We start from the raw sequence: 6,932 nt of genomic DNA, 5'->3' as shown, positions 1-6,932 counted from the left end.
ACGCGGGAGACCAGTGCATCCACCACCGTTCGGGATGCGCCAGTTGACCAGGATTGGGTACAAGACTCACTCCTGCTCACTGACTAGGAACGGTTCTCACCTTGGCCCAGGTGTGTGAGGCCAGGTACTGCTGGCTCGGCTGGAATCCCTGCCCGTGTATGAGACTGATCTTGATTTCCGGCGTCGGCTGATGACGTGCTCGTATGACGGCCTGCACAACCGTGGCCCTACGCGGTGAAGGGCTTGACCTGTGGCACCTCTGTTTCTGTGGGATTCCCTGACGTCGCTGAGAACTCTTGGGTCTGGGAGCGGCGTTGAGTAGTCCATGCTCGCGGCAGTCGCCGTCCGTACGCCCCTTCAGCGCAGGCCCCCCGGCCCCGTTCGCCCCGGCCCGTGCCGACGGTGTCGTACGGCCCCGTCCCGGGACGCCTCTGCTGTCAGTGCCGCCTGACATGGTTCTGATCATGTTCGACTGACTTCATGACATCGACTGGGCGTCGGTGGAGCACGCGTACGGCTCGGCTGAGGAGGTACCGGCGCTGCTGACGGCGCTGCGCTCCCCGGACGCCGAGGAACGCTGCTTTCAGCAGGTCGGAGGCCGGTCTCTCATCCGTGAGAGGGAGGCCTTCCGTGCGTCCGGGGCTGCTGCAGCCGGGCCGCGAGCTCCCCCGGCAGGACGTCCCGGTTTGCCGGAGTGAGCTGGACGACCTCGATGTCGGCGCGCCGCTTGAGGGCGTCGGTGAACGGATCGCGGTGCGTGTGGACCGTGGCGACGACGTCGACCTCTGCGACGAACAGCGCGTCGACCGCGTGCTGGAACGCCGTGCAGGCCAGTTCCATCCGCCCCAGCTCGTCGATGAGCACCAGCCGCCCTGTTGCCTCCTCGGTTGCTGCCGGCCGAAGCGACGGCAGCGCCAGTCGTTCCATGACGCCCGGGTCGACGCCGTATTTCCCAATCCGTGGCGGACCAGGCAGGTCGACATGGGCGAGCACTTCCCGTCGGCCTGCCAGGGTTTCCAGGGCGAAACCGACGCGGGCGCCGGATTGCCGGATCTCCTCCGTGGTGAAGCCGGTGGCTGCGTGGGTGGGCAGCAGCGCGGCCAGTCGACGCAGGGCGGTTGTCTTGCCCGCGCCAGGGCGGCCCTCGAGCAGGATCCTTGTCGGCACACTGCCATCTTCACCCCCGCTTCCGGAGGCGGCCCGGGGGGCTCGGCCGAACGGGGGTTTTGGGGTGCGGACTGGTACCGGTGCCGCCGTTGCGGGTATGGCGGCGCGCATGAGCGGAATTGAACTCAGCAGCACCGCGTTCGACGACAAAACGGTGATCCCCCGTCGGTACAGCGGGGAGGGTGAGAACATCTCACCGCCCCTGACCTGGTCGGGGGTGCCCCACGAGGCTACGGAGCTGGTGCTCCTGTGCGAGGACCCGGACGCGCCGGGGACGACCTTCCTGCACTGGCTGGTGACCGGCATCGATCCGGGGACCACCGGGGCGGCGGAGGGCCAGAAGCCCCAGGGGGGCCTGCCGTGGCCCAACGGCTTCGGCCGGGTGGGCTGGGGAGGGCCGATGCCTCCACCGGGGCATGGGCCGCACCGCTACTTCTTCCGCCTGTACGCTCTGTCCGAGCCGCTGCCGCTGCACGACCACCCGGGCGTCGAGGACGTGCACCGTGCCCTGAAGGGCAGGGAGTTGGCCTCCGGCACCCTGGTCGGGACCTATCAGCGCTGAGCGTGTCACCGCTGGTCGTAGCCGTGGGCGCCGTACAGCCGGACGAACCGGGCCGCGGTGACCGTCCCGCGGTGCACCAGGTTGTGGGCCCGCCGCTCGTACAGCTCGAAGCGCTCCTGCCCGATCGGCTGGACGAGCCGGCCACCGGTGCGGAGCTGATCCACGAGCGGCTCAGGCACTCGCGGGAAGGCCGCGCAGACGATGACGGCGTCGTACGGGGCACGGGTCGGCATCCCGAGGGTCCCGTCGCTGAGTACGACCTCGGCATTGCCGACGCCCTGCCCGGCCAGCCGCGGGCGGCCTCGTCGACCAGGTCGGGCCAGCGCTCGACGCTGACGACGTACGCGGCCAAGCGGGCCAGCAGCGCGGTCTGCCAGCCGTATCCGGTCCCGACCTCCAGGACCTGTTCGTCTCCGGTGAGGCCGAGGGCGGAGACCATCATGGCGATCAGCGAGGGCTGGGTGGTCACCTGCCCGTGGGGGAGCGGAACAAGCGTGTCCCGGTATGCGGATGCCACCTCGTTCGCGGGGACGAATTCCGCCCGGGGGATGCTCCGTACGGCCTCCAGGAGACGGGCGTCGGTCACGCCCACGGTGTGGGCCGCGCGGACCAGGGCCTCGGGGGTCCCTTCATCGGCCCTCGGACCGCGGGGCCGTGGCGGTGGCGCCGGCGGCCCCGGTCGTGGTGCGTTCCAGAAGCCGCGCGGTGTGATCGTGCTCGCCGGCCGACGTCGCCTCGTCGCTCACGTGGTTGGCGCCGTTCGCGCAGTACTCGTTGCGGTGCCGGTGAGCGGGGTTCGGTTCCGGCCAGGCGCAGCCGGGGCAGTCGAAGCCCCTGGTCTGGTTGAGGTTGAGCAGCGTCAGCGCCGTACGGCGGTCCGTCGTCTGCTCCAGGGAGTGCCGCAGCGGGTCGGCCACCGCTGGGACGCCTACCGCCAAGGTCTTGGGCGGGTGATCGAAACGTCCGTCTCCTCCGCGCGGCTCCTGTTCCTGTCCATGTGCCCCATCCGCCGCTCATACGCCGTGGTGCCGCTCCAGCCCAGTGTCGGCATGTTCCGCGCGCGGCGCGATCCGGGGCGGTCCGGCGCAAGGGACGACCCGTGATCCGGGAGGCGCAGCGCGTCTGCGTCAGGACGGGGTCCCCGGGTCGGTGTACCGCAGCAGGGCGCCCACGCCCTCGTACAGCCTCAGCTCGCTCTCTGGTACGACGACCAGCTCGGCACCGGTGCCGACGAGGGCCCGGACGAGGGTCTCGTCGGCGCGTTCCTCGCGCGGGGCCCGCACGCCGAAGGAGATCAGCTCCGCCTCGGTCAGGGCGAGCTGAGTGGGCTGGGAGCCCGCCCAGAGCCGCAGCGAAGACCCCGGCGGCTGGTTCAGCAGCAGTGCCGCGACCTGGCCGCGCTGGAGGGCGGCGACGGTGGCGGCCAGCCCCTCCGTCATGGGTCCGTCCAGGGCGCGCCGGCCGATGAAGATGTCCACGAGTTCCCGGTCGTGCGCGGCCATGCGGCCGCGGAAGACGCCGTCGAGCTGCGGTTCCAACAGAGCGCGTCCGGTGTCGGTGGGGGTCCGGCCGCCCACGCGTACGACCTTGTCCCGCAGGGTGTGCGGCAGGCGGCGGATCAGTACGTTGCACGCCCACTCGTCCCCGCCCACGACGACGGCGTCGGCATGGGCGCGCCGCGCCCGTTCGTCCAGCCGGTGACCGAGCCGGAGGGAGGTGCGGTGCCAGGTCGCTACCGCGACCCTGCGGTGCAGCCGTTCACCCGGGGTGACGGTGGATGCGGGCCAGGTGCCGGTCTCCGCCTCCAGAGTTACCCAGCCGTGGGTCTCGGCGGTCGGAAGGCCGCTGTAGTGGACGACTACGGCCATGTAGGGGATCTCCGGAACGTGCTGGGTGACCAGGGGCATCGCGTCCGGCAGGGTGCTGTAGCGCGCGGTGTCGTGCTCGGGCGGCCTGGGCAGCTCCCCGTCCAGGACGAGCGTGCCGTGGGCGGCAAAGATGGCCTGACCGTGCACCCCCGGCACCTCTGTGTCGGCGCCGACCACCTCCTCCAGTACGTTCAGCAGCGCCCGGTCCGAGCCCTGACGGGACAGACTCTCGCGCAGCCGCCGCCAGCGCAGCGCGATCGCTCGCTCGGGATGGTCGACGTTTCGGGAGGTGTCCAGGTACACGGAGGCGAACGGGCCCGGCTCCGCGTAGAGGGGTTGAAGGAACGACAACCTCATCGCCACTCCTCGTCGATGGTCTCCCTTCCTTTGATGATGCGCGCCCCGAGGGTGATGGAGCTCGACGAGAGCAAAGCGGAGCGGTCAGGCGCCGGCCGACAGCAGCCAACCCATCGTGAGCATGGTGGCGGCGACCAGGCCGTCCAGCGTGGGGCATGGCGTGCTCGGCGAGGTGGAGGAACCTGCGCCAGTCGCAGCGGATGGCGGGGGAGAGGTGGTAGGGGTCGTCGCCTGTGCGGCGGCGTGGCACGTAGGGGTTGCCGGAGGGGCGTTGCCCAGTGCGCGGCGCAGGCCGTGCAGGCGGGCGTTGAGGGTGGCCGGTGTCCAGGGGTTGAGTGGGTCCATGTCGGCGCGCAGCACGTCGGCTGTGCGGCAGGGACGGAAATACAGCAGCGCCGCCAGGTGCCCGATGCGCGGCCCGTGATCGGTTGCGCCACGCGGTCCACCTCGATGGGACCCAGCACCTGGATCTGTGGCGCGTGCAGAGCATGGGCCTCGCCGTAGTCGTCTGCACCTGGCTCCGCACCGTTCGCCACCTGCGTCTCTACCGCTGGCATCGCCCCGCAATAGGTTGCGAGTTTGCCCGGTGCGGCACGGCAGAGACCGCGGGTCCACGACTACGGGTTTCCGGACGGGGGCGCGCTCCGGTACGGATTGAGCGCCGCGGCCTTGTCGTCGTAAGGGAGCCGGGACAGCTTCCCGACAAGCGTCCACATCCTTCGCTCGTCCGCGATGTCCGCGGGCAGGACCAGGCCGAGGTTCTCGGCGAGAGGCTTGCGCCCGGTGTTGACCAGGGTGCGGACCGCTGCGGCCCACTCGTCGGTGGCGGATACGGCGCAGCGGTACCACACGAGGATCAGGCAACCGAGCAGGACGGCGGTGGCGGTGAGCGTGGCGGGCCGGGCGTCCGCCGAGGCGAGGCCGGCCACCGCCGCAGCGGCCACGGCGACGTGACCGGTCAGGAGCGCGATGAAGAAGTCGACGCTCGCACGGGCGAGATCGATCTGACGGCGGGGTTGTTCCGGGACGGTGCCGGTGAGTTCGTTCGACCGACTGGCCGCGTCCGGGTATGCGGAGGCGCACGCCGCGCCGATCACCGGCTGAGATCTTCCGCCCGTGGCAAGGGACGACTTACGTTGTCGTAGCCGTTTCCTGAGCGCTGCCTTGGAGGCATCAATGGTCACGAAGAGCTTGAAGACCACCGCCGTCCTGACCTCAGCTGTTGCACTGGCACTGGCGACGTTGAGCGCGCCGGTCGCGGACGCGAAGCAGCCGCCCGTCGGGACGACGACGGCGAAGGCTCTGGTGTTCATTCCGAACCCCGTGCAATCCAGCGGCGACGAGTCGCTCACCGACCAGAACGACTCTGCGACCGCGGTCCCGCGGGGCGACTACTACGAGGTCACGCTGACCGACCTGGACGGTTCCGGCTATCTGCAGGGCACCTGGGCGAACGTGCGCAGTAACACCGGGCCGGCGGCGTACAGCACGGACGGCACCTATTTCTACAATCGGAGCGACGATCGGTTCGAGCAGGTCATGTCGTACTTCTGGGGGACCGAGACGCAGAAGTACCTGCAGTCGCTCGGGTTCGGCAGTGCGCTGCCTGCCGTCAATGCCGAGAGCCAGGACTACAAGGTCGATCAGTACGGCGGGGACAACTCGTTCGAGATCGAGAAGCGGGACACCATCACCCTGGGCAAGGGTGGTGTGGACGACGCCGAGGACGGCGAGGTGATCGTGCACGAGACCGGGCACGCGATTCAGGCCGCCCAGCTCCCGGGCTTCGGGTCGAACCTGGAGTCCGGCTCGATCGGTGAGGCGTTCGGCGACTACTTCTCAGTGACCGTCGGCGACTGGGTGGCGAAGAAGTACGGCGTCCCCGTGAAGGAGCCGTTGGCGTGCGTGATGGACTGGGACTCCACGTCGTACACCTCGACGGTGCCGCACTGCCTGCGCCGGCTGGACGCGGGCAAGCACTACCCGGAGGACCTCGTCGGCGAGGTGCACGCGGACGGTGAGATCTGGTCGCAGGCACTGTTCCAGATCCGCACGGCCCTCGGCCCGACGGTCGCCGACCGAATCATCGTCAACGCCCAGTTCGGCTTCGCCCCGGACACCAGTTTCGCGGCGGCGGCCCGCCAAACGGTCGCAACCGCCCAGTCGATGTACGGCAACCGCCAGGCCCGCGTAGTCCAGCAAGCCTTCACCGACCGCGGCCTCCTCTGATAGTTGCTGAGGGCACCGGAAAATGGGCTCTTCTGACTGATGTGTGGGTCATGTTGAGGCGAGTTGGCGTCCCGGTAGGGTCGGGCGTTCGCCGCCGAGGGTGAGCATGACGAGGGCGATGACCGCGCCGGCGGTGCGGAAGCCGAACCCTCGGCGGATGATCAGGCGGGTCTGGGTGTTGGTCGACTCGATCAGCCCGTTCGACAGACGCTCGGCGATGGCGTTGACGATGACCTCGCGGCGGCGGCGGATACGGCGGCCGAGGTTGACGAAAGTGTGGATGCGGCAGCGCTGGGCCCATGACAGCCACCGGTCCAGGGCCTCGATTGCCGCCTGTGTGTCCTGCTCGCGGGCGATGGCGAAGACCGTGCGCAGGCCTTCCTTGAGCAGGTAGGCGCGGTGCAGGCGCGGATCGGTGGCCGCGATCCAACCCAGCTTGGCCTGCTGGCGGTCGGTGAGGTCCTCGGGGTTGGGAGCTGTTCGGTTTCGGATGTGCAGGAGTGTGTGCGCGTGTGCACGAGCATGTACTGGTTCGTGGTGGTGCAGCGCGCACGACGCATGGCGGGCACTGTCAGTGCCGGCCGGTACCGTTCTTCCTGTTGCTGATCACGTGTTGGGGAGGGGGGTGCATCGATGGGTGGTGAGTCGCTGCGTACGATCGCTGCCCCCTTCGTGGCCGTCGGCCCGTCCGGCGTGGCGATCCGCACCCGTCTCAAGGGCCTCACGCCGGACGACGACGACGTGTTGCG

At 69.7% G+C, this 6,932-nt stretch carries 6 protein-coding genes and 3 pseudogenes; 3 read left to right on the top strand and 6 right to left on the bottom strand.

The genetic code is table 11. The features are described from left to right. Positions 1-606 precede the first annotated feature (606 nt). Positions 607-1,167 carry a nucleoside-triphosphatase gene (locus tag ACWDA7_RS48870; protein WP_450614171.1) on the bottom strand — a complete coding sequence of 187 codons (561 nt, stop codon included), beginning with the start codon at positions 1,165-1,167 and terminating at the stop codon, positions 607-609. Between the two features lie 109 nt (positions 1,168-1,276). Between ACWDA7_RS48870 and ACWDA7_RS48865 the strand changes: the two genes are divergently transcribed. After that, entirely contained in the window at positions 1,277-1,729 is a 453-nt protein-coding gene (locus ACWDA7_RS48865; RefSeq protein WP_361373110.1) for a YbhB/YbcL family Raf kinase inhibitor-like protein, read from the top strand. Positions 1,730-1,734: 5 nt separating this feature from the next. Here the strand turns inward: ACWDA7_RS48865 and ACWDA7_RS48860 are convergent. Together ACWDA7_RS48860 and ACWDA7_RS48855 are read right to left on the bottom strand one after the other, a co-directional pair. Next, a pseudogene (locus ACWDA7_RS48860) lies at positions 1,735-2,315 on the bottom strand (protein-L-isoaspartate O-methyltransferase family protein). Between the two features lie 139 nt (positions 2,316-2,454). Next, a pseudogene (locus ACWDA7_RS48855) lies at positions 2,455-2,667 on the bottom strand (hypothetical protein); the annotation flags it as partial. 12 nt (positions 2,668-2,679) lie between these two features. Between ACWDA7_RS48855 and ACWDA7_RS48850 the strand changes: the two are divergent. Further along, positions 2,680-2,832, top strand: coding sequence for a hypothetical protein (locus ACWDA7_RS48850; RefSeq protein WP_450614169.1), 153 nt, complete (start codon positions 2,680-2,682; stop codon positions 2,830-2,832). Between the two features lie 24 nt (positions 2,833-2,856). On the opposite strand, the gene ACWDA7_RS48845 is transcribed toward ACWDA7_RS48850, so the two are convergent. Both ACWDA7_RS48845 and ACWDA7_RS48840 read right to left on the bottom strand, forming a co-directional pair. After that, complete coding sequence (locus ACWDA7_RS48845) at positions 2,857-3,954, bottom strand: baeRF2 domain-containing protein (RefSeq protein WP_450614167.1); 1,098 nt, start codon at positions 3,952-3,954, stop codon at positions 2,857-2,859. 617 nt (positions 3,955-4,571) lie between these two features. Beyond that, positions 4,572-5,051 carry a hypothetical protein gene (locus ACWDA7_RS48840; RefSeq protein ID WP_450614165.1) on the bottom strand — a complete coding sequence of 160 codons (480 nt, stop codon included), beginning with the start codon at positions 5,049-5,051 and terminating at the stop codon, positions 4,572-4,574. 79 nt (positions 5,052-5,130) lie between these two features. Here ACWDA7_RS48840 and ACWDA7_RS48835 point away from each other — a divergent pair, with 79 nt between their 5' ends. After that, positions 5,131-6,183, top strand: a complete 1,053-nt coding sequence (locus ACWDA7_RS48835) for a M4 family metallopeptidase (RefSeq protein ID WP_450614163.1) — start codon at positions 5,131-5,133, stop codon at positions 6,181-6,183. Between the two features lie 48 nt (positions 6,184-6,231). On the opposite strand, the pseudogene ACWDA7_RS48830 reads toward ACWDA7_RS48835, so the two are convergent. Beyond that, a pseudogene (locus ACWDA7_RS48830) lies at positions 6,232-6,714 on the bottom strand (transposase); the annotation flags it as partial. Positions 6,715-6,932 lie beyond the last annotated feature (218 nt).

Source organism: Streptomyces sp. NPDC001156 (assembly GCF_053598275.1).
This window is presented reverse-complemented; position numbering and strand designations above follow the sequence as displayed.

Bases quoted from the DNA above. Each gene is read 5' to 3' on its own strand.
- ACWDA7_RS48865 (WP_361373110.1), top strand. From the start codon at position 1,277: ATGAGCGGAATTGAACTCAGCAGCACCGCGTTCGACGACAAAACGGTG.
- ACWDA7_RS48845 (WP_450614167.1), bottom strand. From the start codon at position 3,954: ATGAGGTTGTCGTTCCTTCAACCCCTCTACGCGGAGCCGGGCCCGTTC.
- ACWDA7_RS48835 (WP_450614163.1), top strand. From the start codon at position 5,131: ATGGTCACGAAGAGCTTGAAGACCACCGCCGTCCTGACCTCAGCTGTT.